This is a genomic window from Streptomyces sp. NBC_01508, from assembly GCF_045040315.1.
Classification (GTDB): Bacteria; Actinomycetota; Actinomycetes; order Streptomycetales; family Streptomycetaceae; genus Streptomyces.
This window is the reverse complement of sequence record NZ_CP109419.1, coordinates 818,468-838,478: the sequence shown is the minus strand read 5'-3', so window position 1 is coordinate 838,478 and position 20,011 is coordinate 818,468. Positions and strand designations below refer to the sequence as shown.

Below are 20,011 nucleotides of genomic sequence, written 5' to 3'. Positions count from 1 at the left end.
ACTCCCCCGTAGCCCCGAGGGGGCACGGAGGTGCCCCTCGCCGCGTTGTCTTCAGTCGCCCAAGTACGCCCAGCACGAGGCCCCGAAGTCCTAGCTCAGACACCAGGGGACAAGTAACCCACTGGTAGCTCTCTGGGCTTGGTGGCAGTGGTCTTCTTCGGCTGGCGGGGCAGGGTCTTCTCCCGGTCGAGGTGTCCGTACACCGTCGGCCGGGGGACACCGAACATGTCGGCGATCCGCTGGACGGTCTTCTCCCGCTCGTCGTAGAGCCGCTGGGCGAGCGCAGCCTGGTCCGCGGTCAGCCTCGGCCGGCGTCCGCCGATCCGGCCGCGGGCCCGCGCGGCGGCGAGCCCGTCGTTGGTGTTCGCCACGATCAGCTCGCGCTGCGGCTCGGCCGGCACGGACAGCATTGCGAACATCGCCCGCCCCTCCGTCGTGGAGGTGTCGATGCCCTGCTCGATGACGTACAGCTCGATGCCGCGCCCGCGCGGATCGGCGCCGAGGGTCACCAGGTGCGGCACGGAGCGGGAGAGCCGGTCGAGCCGGGTGACCTTCGGCGTGTCGCCCTCGCGCAGCAGCCGCGGGGCGAGATCGAGCTTCGGCCGGGATGCCTTCGCGCCACTCGCGAGATCGACATGAATGTTGTCGCGGTCGACGCCGGCCCGGATGGCGGGGCATGCCGGCTGCTCAGCCATGCCGACCGACCCTGGTGATGAGTTTTCGCGACCGCACCCGTCACATGTATGACCGGACAGGGTGAGACGGAAGGATGATGTGATGAGTGCGGACACCATGCTGGAGGAGCTGGGTATGAGCGGGCTGGGTACACACGGTCTGGGCGAGGCCGACGAGTCGGGGTTTTCGGGGCTGGCCGAGCGGCACCGGCGGGAGCTGCACGTGCACTGCTACCGGATGCTCGGGTCGTTCGAGGACGCCGAGGACACCGTGCAGGAGACGTTCCTACGTGCCTGGCGGCGGCGGGAGACCTTCCAGGGGCGGTCGACGTTCCGGGCCTGGCTGTACGGGATCGCCACCAACGCCTGCCTGGACCTGCTCGCCAAGCGCCGCCCCGAGCCCGCGACCGGCGGCGAGGCGCGGTGGCTGCAGCCCTACCCGGACCGGCTGCTCGACGAACTGCCCGCGGGTGAAGTGGACGAGCCGGAGACCGTCGCCGTCGCGCGGGAGACGATCGAGCTGGCGTACCTGGTCGCGGTCCAGCACCTCGCGCCGCGCCCGCGGGCGGTGCTGATCCTGCGGGACGTGCTCGGCTGGCCGGCGAAGGACGTCGCGGAACTCCTCGGCGACTCCGTCAACTCCGTGAACAGCGCGCTGCAGCGCGCCCGGGCCGGGATGCGGGAGCACCTGCCCGCGGAGCGGCAGGACTGGACCGGCGGAGAGGAGGACGCCACCATGCGTGAGCTGGTGCGCCGCTACACCGAGGCCAGCGTGGCCACGGACGTCAAGGCGCTCGCCTCGATGCTGCGGGACGACGTCCGCTTCTCGATGCCGCCCACGCCCGGCCTGTACGTCGGCCGTGACGCAGTGGTGAACTTCTTGATCGAGAGCGGCTTCGAGGGCATGACCGGCCTGCGCGCCGTTCCCACCTCGGTGAACCGGCAGCCCGCCCTGGCCTTCTACCTCTGGCAGCAGTCCGAGGGCGCGTACCTGCCGCTGACGATCGACGTCCTGCGCGTTACCGGCGGGACGATCACCGAGATCACCACGTTCCACGACGACCAGTTCCCGCGGCTCGGACTGGCCGAGCGCCTGCCGGCCGACGGCACCGAGTAACCCGGTGCAAACGCTCGCGCTGCGCGCCGGCGCACGCGTCGCCGTGATCGCGGAGGAATGGCACAACGCGTTCTGCGTCGTCACCCGTGGCCGGGTGCGGCTGGAGCTACGTGACGGCGAGCCGGGGCCGGTCCTCGGACACGACGCCGCGTTCTGGCTCCGCGGCACCGGCGTCCGCGCCCTGCACAACCCCTACCGTCGCACGGCCAGGGTGCGCATCATCACTCCGCCCGGAAGCCGGGCCCTTACCGAATGACGAGAGGAACGACATGAACAGCATGAAGGAAACCGCCGTCGTAACCGACCCGGGCGCCGACCGCACCAGCCACCCCCACCGACTCCGCCGCCTCGTCGGCACCGGCTTCATCGCCACGCTCGCAGCGGCGGCGGCCACCACTCTCGCCGCCGCGCTCGCCCGGGCCGCCGGCGCCGACTTCGAGGTTCATGGTGGCGAGACCATCCCGCTGTCCGGCATCGCCGTCGTGACCGGCTTCTTCTCGGCCGTGGGCATCGTCATCGCCGCCGCCCTGCTGCGCCTGAGCGCTCGCCCCGCCGAGCGATTCATGTGGACGGCCATGTCGCTGACCGCCATCTCGCTGATCCCGCCCCTTCTCTTCGGGGCAACCACGGCCACCACCACCGCCCTCCTCGGGCTACACCTCGTCCCCGCAGCGGTGATGATCCCGACCCTGACGCGGAGTCTGGGCACCCGAGCGGGTTGACGATCTCCAACGGACATCTCCATCGTCGGTGCCCTCGGCCCGGTCTTCCTCCCTACACCAGCCCCCTGCCGTCGGCTCCACAGGCATTCACCCGATCAGCCCAACGAGGGCACCATGCACCGGCCCCGCCCTTCGGGCGGACGGCGCTACTTTCGCAACACGCCCCCGGACCGCCGGGCGGGGCGGCCCGGCGGGGGCGCCCGCCCCCCGTGGCCCCTCAGCCTCCGGAGCGCGGGCGCCACCGGCGCCACCACGGCCGGCCGCGAGGCGCGCCCGGGGCGCTCCACGGCGTCCAGGGGAACGACAGCAGAGCGAGGGCGCGGCTGCCGCGCGGCGGCTGCGCCGGCGGGTCGGGGAGATGGGCCAGGGACGTCGTGGCCGAGGCCGTGGGGATGGACACCGCGTCCGGGCGGGGCACCGCGCTCACCTCGATCCGGCACGGGCTCCCGGTCAGCGGGAACTCGACACGCCCCTCGGCCAGACAGCGACTGCGCGCCACCCGCATCTCCCGCCGTCGGCCCTCCTGCTCCCACGCCACCAGGACCAGGACCGCCGGATCGGGCCAGCGGAACCGTAGCTCCGCCGTGCCCGGCGCGAGCCGTCGGGCCGTCAAGTCCTCGACGAGACCCGGCCGTTCGACCAGCACGCTCGGCCCGGCCACAGCCCGGTCGCCGAGCACGCTGACCGCCGTCAGCCGGACCCGGGACCGCGCCTCGGGCACCACGCTCACCGGCCCCTCACCCGGCGCCGACCGCGCGGCCGGGGTGCCCGACACATCGTCACCCGACGCCGTGGGCAGACCGGGCCACTCCACCAGACGGCCGTTCCCGCGCGCCGGGGGACGCCAGTCGATCGTCACGGTGCCGTCTTCGAGGCTCCGTACGGTGACGTCCTCCACCGGCGACGGCCACTCCACGGACGTCGCCGCGACCCGCAGCCCCGGCGACCACACCAACTCCCCTCCCTCGCCCGGCAGATCGGGCACCGCCGGATAGCCGCAGGAGATCTCGTACAGATACGTCCCCGGCCGCAGCGGACGGTCCACGAACCCCTTCCGCCCGGCCGGCACGGGCAGCCCGTCCACCGGCACACCGTCAGTCGGCTGCCCGGATCCCTCCGACAGCCCGGCCCGCCGCGCGGTCGAGCGCACCGCCCTGAACCTCGTCGCCGCCGGGTGCGCGCGCCACCGGAGCCGTACGCCGTCGGGCACCGGCACCGCACGGACCTCCTCCACGTCCGGCACCAGCAGAACGGCACCGGTCACGCGCGGCACCCCCGCCAACTCGCCCTGGCGCAGCGGCAGTACGGCGTACCGCACCCGCCTGCCGATCGGGGCGTCCAGATCCAGCACCGAGAGCGAGGAGTCCGTGTACGGCACCTCGACGGCGCGCTCCGGCGCCCCGTCCGGGAAGCGCAGCACCCGGTACGACACCGGCCATCCCCGGCCCTTCCTCCCGGTCCCGCCGGTGTCACGCGGCAGGCGGGCGGCCGTCCACCGCAGGGTGACGGCCCGCCGCTCGACACCCACCCGCACCGTCGAGTCGGTGGGCGAGGGCGCGTCGGGGGAGTGCCGTTCGTCGGAGAGCAGCGTGGCGGCCCCGAGCAGTCCCGCCAGCGCCTGCTCGTCGTCGGTCGCCCGCCGTACGGCCGCGAGCCACGAGACCGTCGCCGCGCGCAGCTCACCGAGCTGCCCGAGCCGCCGCGCCTCCTCCATCAGCCGGTCCACGGCCGCCGCCCGCTCGTGCAGCCGGGCCAGGAAGTTCGCCAGGACATGGTCGGTGGGGTGCGACGGCAGGAGCCCGGCGATCCGCAGGGCCTCCCGCAGCCGCGCACCGGGCCACACCTCGTTGACGGACTCGGCCGCGTCACGGGCCGGCCCCCTGCCCGGAAAACCGGCCGCGACGGCGGAAGCGAGCGGCACGGCGTCCGTACTGTGCACACCCAGCGCCTCCGCCGCCCCTGCGGTCGGTCCGCCGGCCCCGTCCTTCAGCTCGCGGCACACCTGCCACAGCACGATGCGGCGCGGCCCCATCGGATCGTCGCGTACGACGGTCTCCATGGTGTCCATCAGCGCCGCCGCCGTACCGCCACGCGGATCGGTGGAGGTGCGCCACCGCTCGGCGGTCTCCTGGATGTGGCGCAGGTCCACCCGCGTCCACGCCCGCCCCCGGGCGGGGAACCAGAGGCCGTCCAGGATCCGGAACCCGTCGTCCGCCGCCGCCTTCGGCAGCGTCGCGAACACGCTCGTACCGGCCTCTACGGCCGGGCCGCGCAGGAGATCAGCGGCATGGCGGAAGCCCAACCGGCTGATCACCGAGTCCAGTTCGGCGAAGCCGCGCATTCCGGGGAACTGCGGCAGGATGGGCAGCGGCAGTCCCCGCCCGTCCGTACCGCCGCTCGCGTGCTGCGCTCGCGCGCCGGGCCGCCACCGCTCCACGCCGTGGGTCCTCTCGTTCGTCACGGCCCTGCGGCCGCCCGGTCAGCTGGGCGAGGTGTAGAAGTAGATCCTGATGATCGCCGTGTTCGACGGTTCGCCGAGATCGTGGAAGTCGTCCGTCGCCGTCTTCTTGGAGAACATCTCCGGACGGGCCTTGCTGAGCAGCGAGTTGACGCGGTGCGCGTACTCCGTACCGCCCTGGCTGCCGCCGAAGGTCAGGACCAGCGCGGCCGTGCGGCCCGGCCACTTCTTCGTGCCCTTGTTGATCTGGGCGACGATGTCCTTGCTCGTGCCGCCCTTCACCCGGATCTGCTGGGGTTTCAGCTCCACCGACCTCGGCCCGACGGGGGACGGTGTCGGTGACGGCGACGGGGAAGAGGAGTTGGACGGCGAAGGTGTGCCCGCCGGGCGGGCGGCCAGTGGGTCCGGCCGGTCCGCCATCGACACCAGCGCGAGCACCAGCACCAGGTCGGCGAAGAGCCAGCCGGCCAGCACGACGACACCGGGCCGCCCACCGCGCCGTACCCGTCCGGCCAGTTGGCCCACGCGGCGTACGGGACGGCTCACGAGCCCACCCCGTCCTGCGGCGGATACGGCGGGCGGGCCGGGCGGCCCTGCCCGGGCACGCCGGGAACGGTCGGCGTGTCAGGCCCGGTGCCCGCCACCCCGTTGGAACTTCCGTCAGCGCTGCCGTTCGCCCCGGCCGGCGCCAGCCGCTCGGTGGGCGTGTCGTACTCGAAACCCGCCCCGTACGCGCTCCCGCCCGCGAGCGTCGGCGCGGACGCGGACGCGTACGCGTAGTCGGGTACCGGCTCCGGTCCCGAGCCGGGCACGGCTCCGGCGGACCCGACCTGAGACACCGTCAGTCGGCCCAGCCCGCTGTCCAGTCGGGCCGCCGCGTCCTGCCAGTGCGCCGCCGCCGCGTCCCAGCGCTCGGTGGCCTCGCGCATCCCGTCGACCGCGTCGTTCGTCCGCCCGGCGCTGTCCACCAGCGCCTTGGACGCGCGCTCGGTGGCCTGCGCCACCGTCTCCGACTTCGTCGCCAGTGTCTGTTGCGCGGCGGCGAGCGCCTTCAGCGACGCCTCCACCGTCTCGCCCGCCGACTTGATCCGGTCGGCGATCCGGCCGGCCGCGGCCTGGTTGTCGGCCCCCGCCCGCGCGGTCGCCGCCTGCCCGCCCCGTACGGCCGCCTCGATACGGTCCGCCGCCGTGCCGAGCTTCGGCAGCTCGCCGGTCAGCGCCAGAGCGGCGTTCTCCAGCGAAGTGGTCGCGTCCTGAAGCGACTTCGCCGAGCTGACCAGCGAGCTGTGACTGCGGTCGGCGCGGGACGCCAGCGACTCCATCCGGGTGGCGGCCTTGCTCAGACCGGCCGTGAACTGCTGCGGAGATGCCGCGCGATGCGGTACGAGCGACAGCTGGATCCGGGTGAGCAGGGACGCCAGCCGCCCCAGCAGATACTCCTGCTCCCCGTTGAGCTTGGCCTCCACCTGGTCGGCCCGCGAGCGGGCCCGCGCGTGCCAGACCGAGAGCACCACCAGCAGGCTGATCAGCACGACGGCCATCAGCGCCACGTTCTCGAACCGGCCCGACGACGAGAGATGACCGCCGAAGCCCGTCTGCCACAGCTGGAGGAACGGCCGGGTCGCCTCCTTGGGATTCTCCTGGCTCAACTCCCCGTAGGCGCGCACCGCTTCGCGCAGACCGAACCAGGTGATGAGCAGCGGGACGAACACCAGCACGCCCAGCGTGGCCTCCAAGGCGCCCTCGCGTACGGGCCGTTGGCGCACTTCTTCCCGCACCACCCGTACGAGTGCCCCGGCGCCCGCCTTGGCCGCCAGCGCCGTCCGGAGCTGCGCGTGGAGCGGCGCGCGGCGGGCAGGCGGTGGCTGGGCCAGACTCTCGGGACGTACGTACGCCTGCACCAGGTCCACGTCGGCCCAGCGGTCCAGACGTGTGTGCTGCTCCAAGTCATGTGCGAGGTCGATGAGTTCCGCACTGCGCAGTTCGAAGGCGGGCTCGGCAGCGAGAATCCTCAGTTCCGCTGCCAGTTTCCTCTGCTGTGGGTCCGCCTGCGCCGTGTTGGGTGATACCTGTGCCAACCCTGTTTCCCCCTGAATCGGGTGTCCCCGTGAACGGGCGCCGTCTCGCGGCCCGGTCGCCTGCCTCGCCGCGACCCTATGGGGGGACGTCCCCGCGATCGCGGCGGTTCCTCGCGTTGTGCCCCGGTCGTTGCGAAAGTGGTTCGGCCGGGCCGGGTCGAGGATCCCACAAGCGGCGCACCCGCCGTTGACACGGACCCGGGGTGGACCTACGTTTCCGGTAGAAAGCGCTTACTCGTCCGGCCCGAAGGGGAGTGTTGACGACGTCCCGCACCGGCTCATCCGCAGTTGCGCCCACCGACACCGACACCGACACCACCGGCCCGGCCTCGGGGTTCGCCGGGCTGCCCGGCGCCGTCGCCGTGTCACAGCTGACCGTCTACGACTGGGAGGCCGCCGACGGCCTGCGCGGTGGTACCCCGCATCTGCATCTGACCTGCTCCGAGGGGTATGTGGTGACCGCGGGACGCGGTGCCGTGCAGACCCTCACCGCCGAGGGATTCGAGAGCACGACGCTGGAGCCGGGCGCCCTGGTGTGGTTCACCCCCGGCACGATCCACCGCCTCGTCAACGAGGGCGGCCTGCGGATCGTCGTGCTGATGCAGAACAACGGGCTGCCCGAGGCCGGGGACGCCGTGCTGACCCTGCCGCCGGAACACCTGACCGACCCCGAGACGTACGGGCGCCTCGTCCGTGTCCCCCAGGGCGCCGAGGTCGAACAGGCGGCGTTCGCGCGGCGCAGGCGCGACTTGGCGGTCGAGGGGTTCGCGGCGCTGCGCGCGGCGTGGGACGCCGGGGACGAGAAGCCGCTGCTGGACTTCCACCGGGCGGCCGGCGCGCTGGTCCGGCCGAGGCTGGCGGACTGGCGGGCGCGCTGGGAGTCCGGTGCGGAGCGGGCCGCGCGCCAGACCGGCGTGCAGCTCGACCGGCTCACCGAGGGGGACGCGTCGCATCTCGCGGACGCGCGGGTACATGCCCGACTGCCGGACGCGCGGGGGAGGTTCGGGATGTGCGGGCGGCTCGACACCTACGCGGTGTGACGGGGTGGCCGGGGTGGTGCGCCGGTCGGTCCTGCGCACCACCCCGCCTGGAGACAGTCGGCGTATCAGTTGGCGTATCAGTCGGCGTAGACCTCCAGTTCGGAGAGCTGCGCGGCCGGCCGGCCGGTGTTGCCGGTGACGGTCACCCGTGCGTAGCGGGTCGCCGTGCCCGGCAGTGTGACGCTGGCGGTGTTGTCGCTCGACCGGTTTAAGGTGACGCCCGCCGACGCCTTGAGTGAGGTGTATGCCGAGTTGTCGGTGCTGCCCGAGACGCTGAGGGTCTGGGTACGGGTCTGCCACGCGGCGGCCGGCGGCGGTTTCAGCACCAGCCGGCCGGCGTTCTTCGCCGCGCCCAGATCCACGGTGATGGACTGCGGGAAGGCGTTGTCCACCGGTGGTTCGGGAGTTTTCCGTACGGCTCCGGGTCCGCAGAACTCTCTCCGATCGCAGCAAGAGGCGATGGCGCGGCAGGCTCTCACCTCAGCCCCTTACGTACCTCTTGTAAGCCCTCCGGGGTCGGCCCTACGATTCTTGACACGGGATATGAAACGATTCAATCAAAGGGGCGGGTATGGGCATGGGCTGGACACGCAGAGGTCTCCTGGGCACTTCCGTGGGCGCTGGCGCCGGGATCGTCTCGCTCGCGGCGGGTCCGGCGGCCTCGGCCGCCACACCCGGGAAGGGTGGCGCACCCACGGGCGCCGACCGCGGCGGCCTGCGCGTCGTCGCCGCGAAGGTGGAGTACGCGCAGCACGTCCTCGGCACCGACAACCCCACCCCCCTGCTCTCCTGGGAGCTGACCGCCGACGGCCACGGCGCCCGGCAGAGCGCGTACCAGATCAGGGCCGCCACCGACCCGCGTGACCTCGCCAAGGGCCGCCAACTCCTCTGGGACACCGGCAAGGTGACCTCCGCACGCGGTGTCGCCGTCCCCTACGCCGGGCCCGCGCTGCCGCCCCGTACCCGCTGCCACTGGCAGGTACGCGTCTGGGACGGCGACGGTGACGTATCGCGCTGGAGCAGGGCCGGCTGGTGGGAGACCGCCCTCGGCGACGAGAAGTGGGGCGCCCGGTGGATCGGCGCCGACGCCGCCGCCGCGCCCCCCGGCTTCGACGGCGCCTCCTGGATCTGGACCGAGGGCGCGACCACCGGCGACGCGCCCGCCGGACCGGCCTGGTTCCGCGCCGCCCTCGATCTCCCCGCCGGCGCGACCGTCGCACACGCGACCGTCGTCGCCACCGCCGACGACGACTTCACCCTCCATCTCGACGGCGCCCAGGTGGTGCACGCCCCCCAGCAGCAGGACGGCTGGCGCACCGGCAGGACCGCCGATGTCACCGAGGCCGTCAAGGCGGCCGGGCGGCGCGTCGTCCTCGCCGCCGTCGCCACCAACCGCGGCGGCGCCTCCGTCAACCCGGGCGGATTCCTCGCCCGGCTCGTCGTGGAGACCACCGACGGACAGACCCGGGAACTCGTCACCTCCGACAACTGGCGGACCGCCAAGGGCGAACAACAGGGCTGGCAGCGAACGGACTTCGACGACAGCGGCTGGACGCGCGCCACGGTCCTGGCCCCGTACGGCGAAGGCGCCTGGGGCGACGGCGTGTCCGTCGCCCTGCCCGAGACACCCGCGCCGCTGCTGCGCCGCGAGTTCGCCGTACGCAAGCCCGTCACCCGCGCCCGCCTCTACATCAGCGGACTCGCCTACTACGTCGCCGAGTTGAACGGCAGGCCCATCGGGGAGCAGGTACTCGACCCGGCCTTCACCGACTACGACGAGACCGTCATGTACGCCGTGCACGACGTGACGTCCCTGCTGCGCCGCGGCGGCAACGCCATCGGCGTCACCCTCGGCCGCGGCTTCTACGGCATGACCACCCCCAACGTCTGGAACTGGCACAAGCCGCCGTGGCACGGCGAGCCCCGCCTGCTGTGCCGGCTGGAGGCCGAACACCCGGACGGCTCGCGCACCACCGTCGTCTCCGACACCGACTGGCGGATGACCGAGGGACCCACCCTCACCAACTCCCTCTACGCCGGCGAGACATATGACGCGCGTCTGGCCCCCACCGGCTGGACACGACCAGGCTTCGACGACCGCGCCTGGCGCGCCCCCGGCGCCCAGCAGGCCCCGAAGGGCGCGCTGCGCGCCCAGCCGCACGACCCCATCGAGATCATCGACACCATCACGCCCACCGCGATCAGCGAACTGCGCCCCGGTGTGTACGTGGTCGACATGGGCCGCACCACCGCCGGGTGGACCCGACTGACCGTCAAAGCACCCGCCGGGACGGCCATTTCACTGATCCACGGCGAGAAGCTCAAGGACGACGGCAGCGTCCACGCCGAGACCGGACACGTCCCCGGCCGCTTCCAGCGCGACGAATACATCTGCGCGGGCGGCGGAAAGGCCGAGGTGTGGGAGCCGTCGTTCTCGTACAAGGGCTTCCGCTACGTCCAGATCGAGGGCCTGCCCGCCCGCCCCGAGCCGGCCGACGTGCTCGGCCGGACCGTCCACACCAAGGTCGACGAGGTCAGCTCGTTCTCCTGCTCCGAGCCCTTCTACGAGACGCTCGACAAGGCGATGCGCCGCACACTGCTGAACAACCTGCACGGCATCCCGACCGACACCCCCATGTACGAGAAGAACGGCTGGACCGGCGACGCCCAACTCGGCGCGCCCTCCCTCGCGTACGGCTTCGGCGTCCACCGCTTCCTCTGCAAGTGGCTGGACGATCTGAAGGACAGCCAGAACGCCGCAGGGCAACTGCCGGTGATCGTCCCGAGCGGCGGCTGGGGTTACGGCGACCTCGGCCCGTCACCCGAGTGGACCACCGTCTACCCGTTCCTGGTGCGCGAGATGTACCGGGTGTACGGCGACGACCGCGTCGCCCGGCAGCACTGGCCGGTCCTCACCCGTTACCTGGACTGGGAACTGGACCGCCTCGTGGACGGCCTCGCCATCACCGCCCTCGGCGACTACCTGCCGCCCGGCTACGGCGGCAACCCGCCCGAGGACACCCGGCTGACGGCCACCGCCTATCTGTACCGCGCCCTGGTGAACACCGCCGAAATGGGTGAACTGCTGGGCCACGACGACGTGTCCGCGCGCTACCGCACGGCCGCCAACGGGCTCAAGGACGCCCTGAACGCCGAATTCCTCAACGACGCCGGGCACTACAGCACAGCGAAGGACCCGGGCTACCGGCAGACCTCCAACGCGATCCCGCTCGCCTTCGGCCTCGTCCCCGCCGGCGCCCGCGCCTCCGTCGTGGACAGCCTCGTCGCCGACATCACCGAACGCGGCAACCACCTCAACACCGGGGCGCTGGGCACCAGCGTGCTGCTGCGCGTCCTGTCCGCGCACGGCCACCCGGACATCGCCCACGCCATCGCCACCCGGCGCACGTACCCGAGTTGGGGCTACTGGTTCGACAACGGCGCCGACACCATGTGGGAGATGTGGCAGCTCGACTCCCGCTCCCGCGACCACTACTTCCAGGGCACCGTCACCCAGTGGCTGTACGAGAACGTCGCGGGCCTGCGCCCCGGCGACGACGGCTACCGCACCTTCACCGTCCGCCCCGACGCCCGCACCGGGGTCGACTGGGCGCGCACCTCGATCCGTACGGTGCGCGGACCGGCCTCGGTCGCCTGGTCCAAGGTCGGCCGTGATCTGCGGCTGACCGTGAAGGTGCCGGTCGGGGCGAGCGCGGAGGTCCATGTGCCCGCCGACCGGAAGGAGAAGGTGACCGCGCCGAAGGGGGCGACGTATCTCCGTACGGAGCCGGGCTTCCAGATCTACCGCGCGGCCCACGGCGCGTGGGATTTCGTGGCCCGGGGCTGACCGGACGCCCTCGATCGCCGGACGGGCTTGAGCAGCCCGCCCGGCGATTGAGGGCAGCACACCCGGCCCGCCCGGCGATTGAGGGCAGCACACCCGGCCCGCCCGGCGCTTGAGGACAGCGCGGCGTGATGCCGGGGCGTCAGCTCCGGTGCCCGCCGCCGGCGCGCGGCATCGAGGACTCTCGCACCACCAACTCCGGCTGAAGCACGATCCGTTGATGCCGGTGCTCGGCCGCCGACTCGCCCGTCTCCTCGATCAGCAGCTCCGCCGCGAGCCGCCCCATCTGCGAGGCCGGCTGCCGCACCGACGTCAGCGGCACCGCGGCGGCCGACGCGAACTCGATGTCGTCGTACCCCACGAGCGCCATCTCGTCCGGGACGGCGACCCCCGCCCCGTACATCGACTGGAGCACCCCGAGAGCCAGCAGGTCGTTCGCGCAGAACACCGCGCTCGGCCTGCTGTGCATCCCCAGCAGCCGCGCGCCCGAATCACGCCCCGCCGACACGTCCAGCCGCTCCGCCTCCACCACCCGCAGCCGGTCGGCCGGCAGCCCGGCCTCCTCCAGCGCCAGCAGCGCGCCCACCCGCCGGTCGCGGCACTGCGAGAGATGCAGCGGCCCGCTCACGTACGCGATGTCGGTGTGCCCCTGCGCGAGGAGATGGCGCATCGCCAGCGCTCCGCCGGTGACATCGTCCACGGACACCGAGCAGCCCTCGTCGCTCGACACCACCCGGTCCACGAACACGAACGGGATGTCCTGCCGCCGGAAGGTCTCCAGATTCCGGCCCGTCTCGTCGGTCGGTGTGATCAGCACGCCGCGCACCCGCTGCTCGCTGAAGAGCCCCAGATACTCGGCCTCCTCGCTGCTGCTCTGCGCGCTGTTGCAGAGCATCACCCCGAGCCCGGACCGCCGGGCCACCCGCTCGGCACCGGTGGCGACGTCCACGAAGAACGGGTTGGCCATGTCGAGCACCAGCAGCGCGATGATGCGGCTGCGGCCGGCCCGCAGATGGCGGGCCGACTCGCTCCGTACGTAGCCCAGGCGCTCGATGGTGGACAGCACTCTCGCCCGCGTCTCCTCGGCCACCGAGTCCGGCCGGTTGATCACGTTCGACACCGTGCCGACGGAGACGCCCGCCACTCGGGCGACGTCCTTGATACCCACCGATTGCGTCATCAGTCAGTGACCTCCACCAGCTCCAGACCGCTCAGACCGCCCAGCGCGCGCAGCTCCGGAATGATGTCGCCGGTGGCGAGCGCCCAGTGGTGCCCCACTCCGCTCGCACTCCACGCGTCGGTCCACTCGCCCGGGTCGCGGCCGAAGTCGACACGCGAGGTGGTGTTGCCGATTTCCAGCAGCGGGCCTTCGACCACTTTACCCACCGAGGCGACCAGCCTGTAGCGACCGTCCCTGGACTGGCCGAGTCCCACGAGCGTCACCGGCCCCCGCCGGACGTCGCACTCGACGGACACACCCCAGCCGCGCTTGCCGTGGTACACCCCGAGGCCGCGCAGCACCGGGCGGCGCGCGCAGACCGTGAGGTTGGCCGGCCCGTCGTGGCCCATCTCGACCACGCCGTCCCGGAAGTTCAGCGCCTGGAGCTCGGTGAAGGTGCCGCCCGCGCCCAGCCGGTCCGTGATCAGCATGGCGAGTGACGTGCGCAGCTCGTACTCCCCGCAGGCGGGTACACCGCGCGCCGTCAGCAGCGACGAGCCGAGGATCATGCCCGCGCCGAGGCGTTCGTGGATCTCGCCCTCCAGACCCCGGTGGTAGTACGCCAGCGAGTCGAGCCCGAAGTCGGCCACCAGCCGGTCGAGGCCGACCGACACCCTGGCCGCCCACACCAGGTCCTCCTCGACCACGGAGTCCGCGATCTCGAACGCCGCGCGTGTTTCGGCCAGCTTCGCCGTCACCGCCGCGTCGTCGGCCTTCACGGCCCGAACACGCAGATCGTCGAATTCCAGGACCTCCACATGGCCGCCGAGGTTCGCCGGCACCATCGTCAGATCCGTCGACACGTCGTACATGCCCGGATAGAGGTGCCCCATCAGACCGTGCCGGCCCGTACGCAGCGTGCCGCGCACCCCGGCCGCCCTGATCCACCGGCCGATCCGCTGCCACGCCCGCTCGTCCTCCAGATACCCGGAGACGGAGCGGAAGGGCACCCCGACCCGTTCGAAGGAGTTCGCCATCTCCGGCAGGGGACAGGCGCCGCAGTACGCCAGCCACTCGCCGGTGCCGAACGTCGCGTGGTCCATCGCCTCGGTGGGCTGGAGATTGATCAGCAGCACCGGCGCGCCGCTGCGCTGGGCGACGGGCACCAGCATGGTCGCCGTCATGTAGGTGGTGAGGAAGCCGACGATCAGATCGCAGTCGGCGGCGCGCAGCTTCTCGGCCGCCGCCGCCCCTTCCTCGGCGTCGGAGATGAATCCGACGTCCACGACCTCGGCGTCGAACTCGGTCAGACGCTCCGTCACCCGCCGTGCTGAGAGCGTCAGTTGGGGAAGCAGATGGGGGAACTGTGGCCAGTACGCGCCGAGTCCGCCGGAGACGAGGCCGATCCGGGTACGGCGCGGGTTGGTTGGTGCGTTCATGGCGCTGCGCTCACTCTCTGTTCAGTCGAGATGGAAGACCTCGGTGAGCGGCACCATCGCGTCGTCCGGTCCCGCACCCGCCGGCGCCTCGAAGAACGGCGCCATCTCCGCCTGCCAGCGGGCGTTGACCTCCGTCGCCGCCATGGCGGCCCGCGCGGCGGCGAAGTCGCCGGTCACCAGATAGCCGACCAACAGCCCGTCGTCGCGCAGGAAGAGCGAGTAGTCGCGCCACCCGGCCGCGCTGAGCGCCGCGAGCATCCGCGGCCACACGGCCGTATGACGCTCGCGGTACTCGGCCAGCCGCTCCCGCCTGACCTTCAGCACGAAGCACACGCGCTCCATCGCGTGCTCAGAAGTCGAAGTCGCCGATGTTCTTCGCGTCGAAGACCGTCGGCGGGCCGAGGATGATCTCACCGTCCTTGCCGACCGTGTACTCACCCAGGTCGCCGGCCTTGAACTTCTCACCCTCGGCCCCGGTGATCTGCCCGGACGCCAGCGCCGCCGCCGCGTATGTTCCGAGGTAGCCGAGCTTCTTCGGGTCCCACAGCGAGAACTGGTCGAGCGTGCCGTTCTCGATGTACTTGCGCATCTGGTTGGGCGTGCCGAGGCCGTTGAGGACGACCTTCCCCTGGTAGGAGGAGTCGCCGATGTAGCGGGCCGCCGCCGCGATGCCGACCGTCGTCGGCGAGATGATGCCCTTCAGATTCGGGTACGCCTTGAGCAGCCCCTGCGTCTCCTGGAACGACTTCTGGTCGTCGTCGTCCCCGTACGCGACCTTGACCAGCTTCATGTCCTTGTACTCGGGCTTCGTCAGCTCGTCCTTCATGAACTCGATCCAGGTGTTCTGGTTCGTCGCGTTCTGTGTCGCCGACAGGATCGCGATCTCGCCCTTGTTGCCGAGCTGCTTGGCGATGTTGCGGACCTGGCTGCGGCCGATCTCCTCGGAGCTGGCCTGGTTGATGAAGAGCTGGCGGCAGTCCTTGGCGGTGTCGGAGTCGTACGCGACGACCTTGATGTTCTGCTTCATGGCCTGCTTGAGCGGGCCGCACACCGCGTTGGGGTCGTTGGCCGCGATCAGGATCGCGTCCTGCTTCTGCTGGATGAGCGTGTTGATGTACGACACCTGCGAGGACGCGTTCGCGGTGGACGGGCCGACCTCCTTGCCGGTGGCGCCGATGTCCCCGGCCGCCGCGATGCCCGCGTCGTCGACGATCTTCTCGTACGGGTTGTTGATCTGCTTGGGCAGGAAGGCGATCTTCAGGCCCTTCTTGAGCGGGGCGTCCGGATTCGCCTTGGCGTTGCCCGACTTGGCCGGGCCGTCCTCCTTGACGGAGTCCTTGGTGGTGCCCGAGCAGCCGGTCACGGCGAGCGTCAGGGCGCAGAGCGCGGCGGATGCGGCGACGGCGCGGCGTCGGGTGCGGGCCTGCGACAGCATGGTGGGTGCCTTTCGGGAGGGTCGGAGCGGGGAAGTCGGAGGGTGGCGAGGCGCGGAAGTCGGAACACGGAACACGGAAGCCGGAAGCCGGAAGTCGGTGAGTAGGTCAGGGCGCGGACGTCACGGCGCGGCCGAGACCGGGACGGATTCCTCGGCCGCCCTGCGCCGGTGCCGGCGTTCGGAGACCACGGAGATGATCCGCGGCGTCAGCACGGACGCGACGAGCAGCAGGCCGGTGACGATCACCTGGATCTCGTTGGAGATGTCGTTGAGGGTCAGCAGATTCGTCAGGAGCCCGATCAGCAGCACGCCCGCGACGGCGCCGCCGAGCGTGCCCTTGCCCCCGTCGAAGTCGACACCACCGAGCAACACCGAGGCGATGACGACCAGTTCGAGACCGAGCCCGTTGTCGGCGCGTGCGCTGCCGTAGCGCAGCGTGTAGACGATCCCGGCGAACGACGCGACGAGACCGGACACCACGAACAGCGCCAGCTTGAGCCGCTTGACGCGGATGCCCGCGAACCACGCGGCGTCCTCCTGGGCACCGATCGCGAACAGCGAACGGCCGAAGCCCGTGCAGTGCAGGGCGATCGCCGTGCCGACCGCCAGCACGGCGAACAGCGCGACCGGATACGGGACGAACGTGCCGGGCACCGTCTCCGTGTACGCCGCGTACTTCGCGTACGTCTCCGGGAAGTCGGCCACCGCCTCGTCGCCGAGGATGACGGACGCCAGCCCGCGGTACAGGGTGAGCGTGCCGATGGTGACGGCCAGCGAGGGCAGCCCGACGCGGGTCACCAGCCAGCCGTTCAGCAGCCCGCCGGCAGCACCCGCCAACAGGCAGATGGGCACGATCAGTTCGAACGCGAAGCCCGCCTGCCAGAGCGAACCGGCGAGCGCGCTGGACAGCCCCAGCATCGACGCGACGGAGAGATCGACCTGCCCCGCGACCACCAGCAGGGTCATCGGCAGGGCGATCAGCGCGATCTCGGAGACATCACCGAGCGCGGCGGAGAGATTGTCCGTGTTGGCGAACCCCTCCGTACTGCCGCTGCCGGCCAGGAAGACCGCGATCAGCAGGATGCCGACGGTCGTGTCCCAGCGCAGATACTTCGTCAGTGCGGTCATCGTCGGCTCCTCTTCCTGAGCGCGCTGGTGGTACGCACCCGCAAGACGCGGTCGGTGGTGATGGCCGCGAGCAACAGCACCCCGGTGATGGCCTGTTGCCAGAAGGAGTCGACCTTGAGGACGACCAGTGCGCTGCCGATGGTGGTGAGCAGCAGCGCGCCGAGCGCCGCGCCCCAGACGCTGCCCGTGCCGCCCGTGATGGCGACGCCGCCGACGACGACGGCGCTGACGACGGTCAGCTCCCAGCCGTTGGCCGCGTCCGCGACGACGGTGCCGAAGCGGGCGAGCCACAGCGCGCCGGCGAAGCCCGCGATCGCGCCGGAGAACGCGTAGGCGGCCAGGATCCGGCGCCGTACGGGAATGCCCGCCAGCCGCGCGGCGTCCGGGCTCGACCCGATCGCGTACAGCTCGCGTCCGCCGCGGTACGTGCGCAGGTAGTAGCCGGTCGCGGCGAGCACGGCGGCGGAGATCAGCGGCAGGTAGGGAATGCCGAGGACGCTGCCGGAGCCGAGCGCGAGCACACCGTCGGGCACGTTGACCGCGTTGATCTGCTCGCCGTGCGCCCAGGCGTGGTCGATGCCCTGGATGATGTAGAGCATGCCGAGCGTCACCACCAGCGCCGGCACCCGGCCGAAACTGACGAGCGCGCCGCTGACCAGCCCGCAGACGGTGCCCAGCGCGATACCGAGCAGGACGACGGTGAGCGCGCTGTGGTCGGTGCCGGAGACGAAGTGGCCGCAGGCGAAGGCGGTGAGACCGACCACCGAGCCCACCGACAGGTCGATGTTGCGGGTGATCACGACAACGGACTGACCGACGGCGAGCAGCACCAGGATCGAGGAGTTGAGGAGCAGATCCTTGATGCCCTGGTCGTCCAGGAAGCCGGGGTTGGCGATCCCGGTACCCAGGATCAGCACCGCCAGCGCGCCGCCGATCGCGATCTCCCGGGCACGGAAGACGGCATCGACCAGCGACCGGGCCGACCGGCCGTCCTCGGCCGGAGCCTCCGGGCCGTCCGGGCTGTCCGGGGCGGGTTTGTCGAGCGTGGTGGTCATGGCGTCGGCTCCTTTGCCGCCGTACGTCCGGAGTCGGGATCGGAGTCGCGGCCGGGGCCGGGGCCGGTGTTGGTCCCGTCGGGGTCTCTGCCCGGCGTACGGCCGGTCGCCGCGGCCATCACCACCTCCTCCGTCGCCCGCTCACGCGGGATCTCGGCGGTGAGTCGCCCCTCGTGCATCACGAGGATCCGGTCGGCCATGCGCAGCACCTCGGGAAGATCGGACGACACCATCAGCACCGCCAGTCCGTCCGCGGCCAGGGACGAGAGCAGCCGGTGGACCTCGGCCTTCGTACCGACGTCGATGCCGCGGGTGGGCTCGTCGACGATGAGTACGGCCGGATCGGTCGCCAGCCACTTCGCGAGGACGACCTTCTGCTGGTTGCCGCCGGACAGGACGGACACCGGATCGGTCAACTTGTTGTATTTGAGCTGGAGTTTGACCGCCCAGTCGGCGGCGCGCCCGTGTTCGAGCGCCCGGCTCACCAGTCCGCGGCGGCGGAGGCCGCGCAGTCCGGTCAGACCGATGTTCCGCTCGATCGACATCTCCATGACCAGTCCGCGCAGCCGCCGGTCCTCGGGAACGAGCGCGAGCCCGGCGTCCATCGCGGCGGTCGGCGAACCGGCGGGCAGGGCACGGCCGTCGACCCGCACCTCGCCCGCGTCGGCGCGGTCCACCCCGAAGACGGCCTGCGCGACCTCGCTGCGCCCCGCGCCCACCAGCCCGGCCAGGGCGACGATCTCACCGCGCCGTACCTCGAACGAGACGTCCCTGAAGACACCTTCGCGGGTCAGCCGGCTCACCGACAGCGCCGTCGAGCCGGGCTCGGCCGCCGCCTTGGGATACAGATCGTCCAGGTCGCGGCCGACCATACGGCGCACGAGGTCGTCCTCGGTGAGCCCGTCGAGCGATTCGGAGGCGATGTGCCGGCCGTCGCGCAGCGTGGTGACGTGCGAGCAGAGGCCGAAGATCTCCTCCAGCCGGTGCGAGATGAACAGCACCGCGGCGCCTTCCGCCCGCAGTGACCGTACGACGGAGAACAGCCGGGCGGTCTCGCCGCCGGTGAGCGCTGCCGTGGGCTCGTCCATGATCAGGACGCGGGCGTCGAAGGAGAGCGCCTTGGCGATCTCGACGATCTGCTGGTCCGCGATGGACAGTCCGCGTGCGGGGCGCCGCGGGTCGAGCGCCACCCCGAGCCTGCTCATCAGGTCGGCCGTCGCGCGGTGGACGGCCTTGCGGTCGATGCGCCCGGCCGAGCGCCGGGGCTGGCGGCCCATGAAGATGTTCTCGGCGATGGACAGATCGGGGAAGAGAGTCGGCTCCTGGTAGATGACGGCGATCCCGGCGTCCCGGGCGTCGGCGGGGCCGTGGAAGACGACGGGCGCGCCGGCGAGCAGGATGTTTCCCTCGTCGGGGCGGTGGACTCCGGCCAGGGTCTTGATAAGGGTGGACTTGCCCGCACCGTTCTCGCCGGCCAGGGCGTGGATCTCACCGGGCCGCAGATCCAGGGAGACGTCGTGCAGGGCCCGTACGGCTCCGAAGGATTTGGAGACTCCCCTCAGCGCCAGGACAGGGGCCGGGCCCTTGTCGGGCTTTTCCATGGCGGGCTCCTCGGCGGGGCTGTGTGGTCGGTCATGAAGTCAGTCGTGCGTTCGGGTCATGCGGTCGGTCATGAAGTCATCGCTCATGAAAGGATTCAACTTTTCCGGAAGCTAGACGGGCCGAGCGCTTCGCGTCAATGGGCGTGCAGCGGAAACCCGCGTCTCTTCGGTGTGATGTGCCCGCCGGTCCGGTGTCGGTGAGTCGGGGCCTTGACACGCAGGGTGGCCCGGCTCATCATCGCCCATGATGAATCGATTCAT

16 protein-coding genes and 1 pseudogene are annotated in these 20,011 nt (G+C 71.7%); 5 read left to right on the top strand and 12 right to left on the bottom strand.

The genetic code is table 11. From position 1 onward, the window contains the following. Positions 1–95 precede the first annotated feature (95 nt). The gene (locus tag OG700_RS03870; protein WP_405608884.1) at positions 96–695 is read right to left on the bottom strand and encodes a recombinase family protein; all 600 of its coding nucleotides are present in this window, start codon (positions 693–695) and stop codon (positions 96–98) included. Positions 696–777: 82 nt separating this feature from the next. Here OG700_RS03870 and OG700_RS03865 point away from each other — a divergent pair, with 82 nt between their 5' ends. Genes OG700_RS03865 through OG700_RS03855 form a run of 3 tightly spaced genes read left to right on the top strand, consistent with a single transcriptional unit; the run spans position 778 to position 2,513 of the window. Continuing rightward, positions 778–1,791 carry an RNA polymerase subunit sigma-70 gene (locus tag OG700_RS03865; RefSeq protein WP_405608881.1) on the top strand — a complete coding sequence of 338 codons (1,014 nt, stop codon included), beginning with the start codon at positions 778–780 and terminating at the stop codon, positions 1,789–1,791. Between the two features lie 4 nt (positions 1,792–1,795). Beyond that, positions 1,796–2,047 carry a hypothetical protein gene (locus OG700_RS03860; protein ID WP_405608878.1) on the top strand — a complete coding sequence of 84 codons (252 nt, stop codon included), beginning with the start codon at positions 1,796–1,798 and terminating at the stop codon, positions 2,045–2,047. Positions 2,048–2,060: 13 nt separating this feature from the next. Beyond that, complete coding sequence (locus OG700_RS03855) at positions 2,061–2,513, top strand: DUF6069 family protein (RefSeq protein ID WP_405608875.1); 453 nt, start codon at positions 2,061–2,063, stop codon at positions 2,511–2,513. A 217-nt stretch (positions 2,514–2,730) separates the two neighbouring features. Here OG700_RS03855 and OG700_RS03850 read toward each other — a convergent pair whose 3' ends face one another. From OG700_RS03850 to OG700_RS03840, 3 genes are read right to left on the bottom strand one after another with little or no spacing between them, the layout of a single operon-like run. After that, positions 2,731–4,974 carry a hypothetical protein gene (locus OG700_RS03850; protein WP_405608872.1) on the bottom strand — a complete coding sequence of 748 codons (2,244 nt, stop codon included), beginning with the start codon at positions 4,972–4,974 and terminating at the stop codon, positions 2,731–2,733. Between the two features lie 18 nt (positions 4,975–4,992). Continuing rightward, positions 4,993–5,517, bottom strand: coding sequence for a hypothetical protein (locus tag OG700_RS03845; RefSeq protein WP_405608869.1), 525 nt, complete (start codon positions 5,515–5,517; stop codon positions 4,993–4,995). Beyond that, a complete protein-coding gene (locus OG700_RS03840; protein ID WP_405608866.1) occupies positions 5,514–7,049 on the bottom strand; it encodes a hypothetical protein in 1,536 nt (511 codons plus the stop codon). Before OG700_RS03840 ends, OG700_RS03845 begins: the two co-directional genes overlap by 4 nt. A gap of 344 nt (positions 7,050–7,393) precedes the next feature. On the opposite strand from OG700_RS03840, the gene OG700_RS03835 reads away from it, so the two are divergent. Next, positions 7,394–8,089 (top strand): cupin domain-containing protein, encoded by a 696-nt coding sequence (locus OG700_RS03835; protein WP_405621411.1) that lies wholly within the window; start codon positions 7,394–7,396, stop codon positions 8,087–8,089. A 77-nt stretch (positions 8,090–8,166) separates the two neighbouring features. Here OG700_RS03835 and OG700_RS03830 read toward each other — a convergent pair. Further along, positions 8,167–8,478 (bottom strand): annotated as a pseudogene (locus OG700_RS03830) (discoidin domain-containing protein); the annotation flags it as partial. Between the two features lie 224 nt (positions 8,479–8,702). Here OG700_RS03830 and OG700_RS03825 point away from each other — a divergent pair. Further along, a complete protein-coding gene (locus OG700_RS03825; protein ID WP_405608863.1) occupies positions 8,703–11,936 on the top strand; it encodes a family 78 glycoside hydrolase catalytic domain in 3,234 nt (1,077 codons plus the stop codon). Between the two features lie 139 nt (positions 11,937–12,075). Here the strand turns inward: OG700_RS03825 and OG700_RS03820 are convergent, their stop codons facing one another. From OG700_RS03820 to OG700_RS03790, 7 genes are all read right to left on the bottom strand, one after another. Beyond that, on the bottom strand, positions 12,076–13,113 hold the full coding sequence (locus tag OG700_RS03820) for a LacI family DNA-binding transcriptional regulator (protein WP_405608860.1): 1,038 nt from the start codon (positions 13,111–13,113) through the stop codon (positions 12,076–12,078). Continuing rightward, the gene (locus OG700_RS03815) at positions 13,113–14,531 is read right to left on the bottom strand and encodes an arabinose isomerase (protein WP_405608857.1); all 1,419 of its coding nucleotides are present in this window, start codon (positions 14,529–14,531) and stop codon (positions 13,113–13,115) included. Before OG700_RS03815 ends, OG700_RS03820 begins: the two co-directional genes overlap by 1 nt. A gap of 21 nt (positions 14,532–14,552) precedes the next feature. Further along, positions 14,553–14,873 carry an L-rhamnose mutarotase gene (locus OG700_RS03810; protein ID WP_405608854.1) on the bottom strand — a complete coding sequence of 107 codons (321 nt, stop codon included), beginning with the start codon at positions 14,871–14,873 and terminating at the stop codon, positions 14,553–14,555. A gap of 7 nt (positions 14,874–14,880) precedes the next feature. Continuing rightward, the gene (rhaS, locus tag OG700_RS03805) at positions 14,881–15,966 is read right to left on the bottom strand and encodes a rhamnose ABC transporter substrate-binding protein (protein ID WP_405608851.1); all 1,086 of its coding nucleotides are present in this window, start codon (positions 15,964–15,966) and stop codon (positions 14,881–14,883) included. Between the two features lie 120 nt (positions 15,967–16,086). Beyond that, positions 16,087–17,094, bottom strand: coding sequence for an ABC transporter permease (locus OG700_RS03800; protein ID WP_405608848.1), 1,008 nt, complete (start codon positions 17,092–17,094; stop codon positions 16,087–16,089). Beyond that, positions 17,091–18,149: an ABC transporter permease gene (locus OG700_RS03795; protein WP_405608845.1), complete on the bottom strand. Its 1,059-nt coding sequence runs from the start codon at positions 18,147–18,149 to the stop codon at positions 17,091–17,093. Before OG700_RS03795 ends, OG700_RS03800 begins: the two co-directional genes overlap by 4 nt. Beyond that, the gene (locus tag OG700_RS03790) at positions 18,146–19,750 is read right to left on the bottom strand and encodes a sugar ABC transporter ATP-binding protein (protein WP_405608842.1); all 1,605 of its coding nucleotides are present in this window, start codon (positions 19,748–19,750) and stop codon (positions 18,146–18,148) included. The genes OG700_RS03795 and OG700_RS03790 overlap by 4 nt, the downstream gene beginning before the upstream one ends. Between the last annotated feature and the right edge of the window lie 261 nt (positions 19,751–20,011).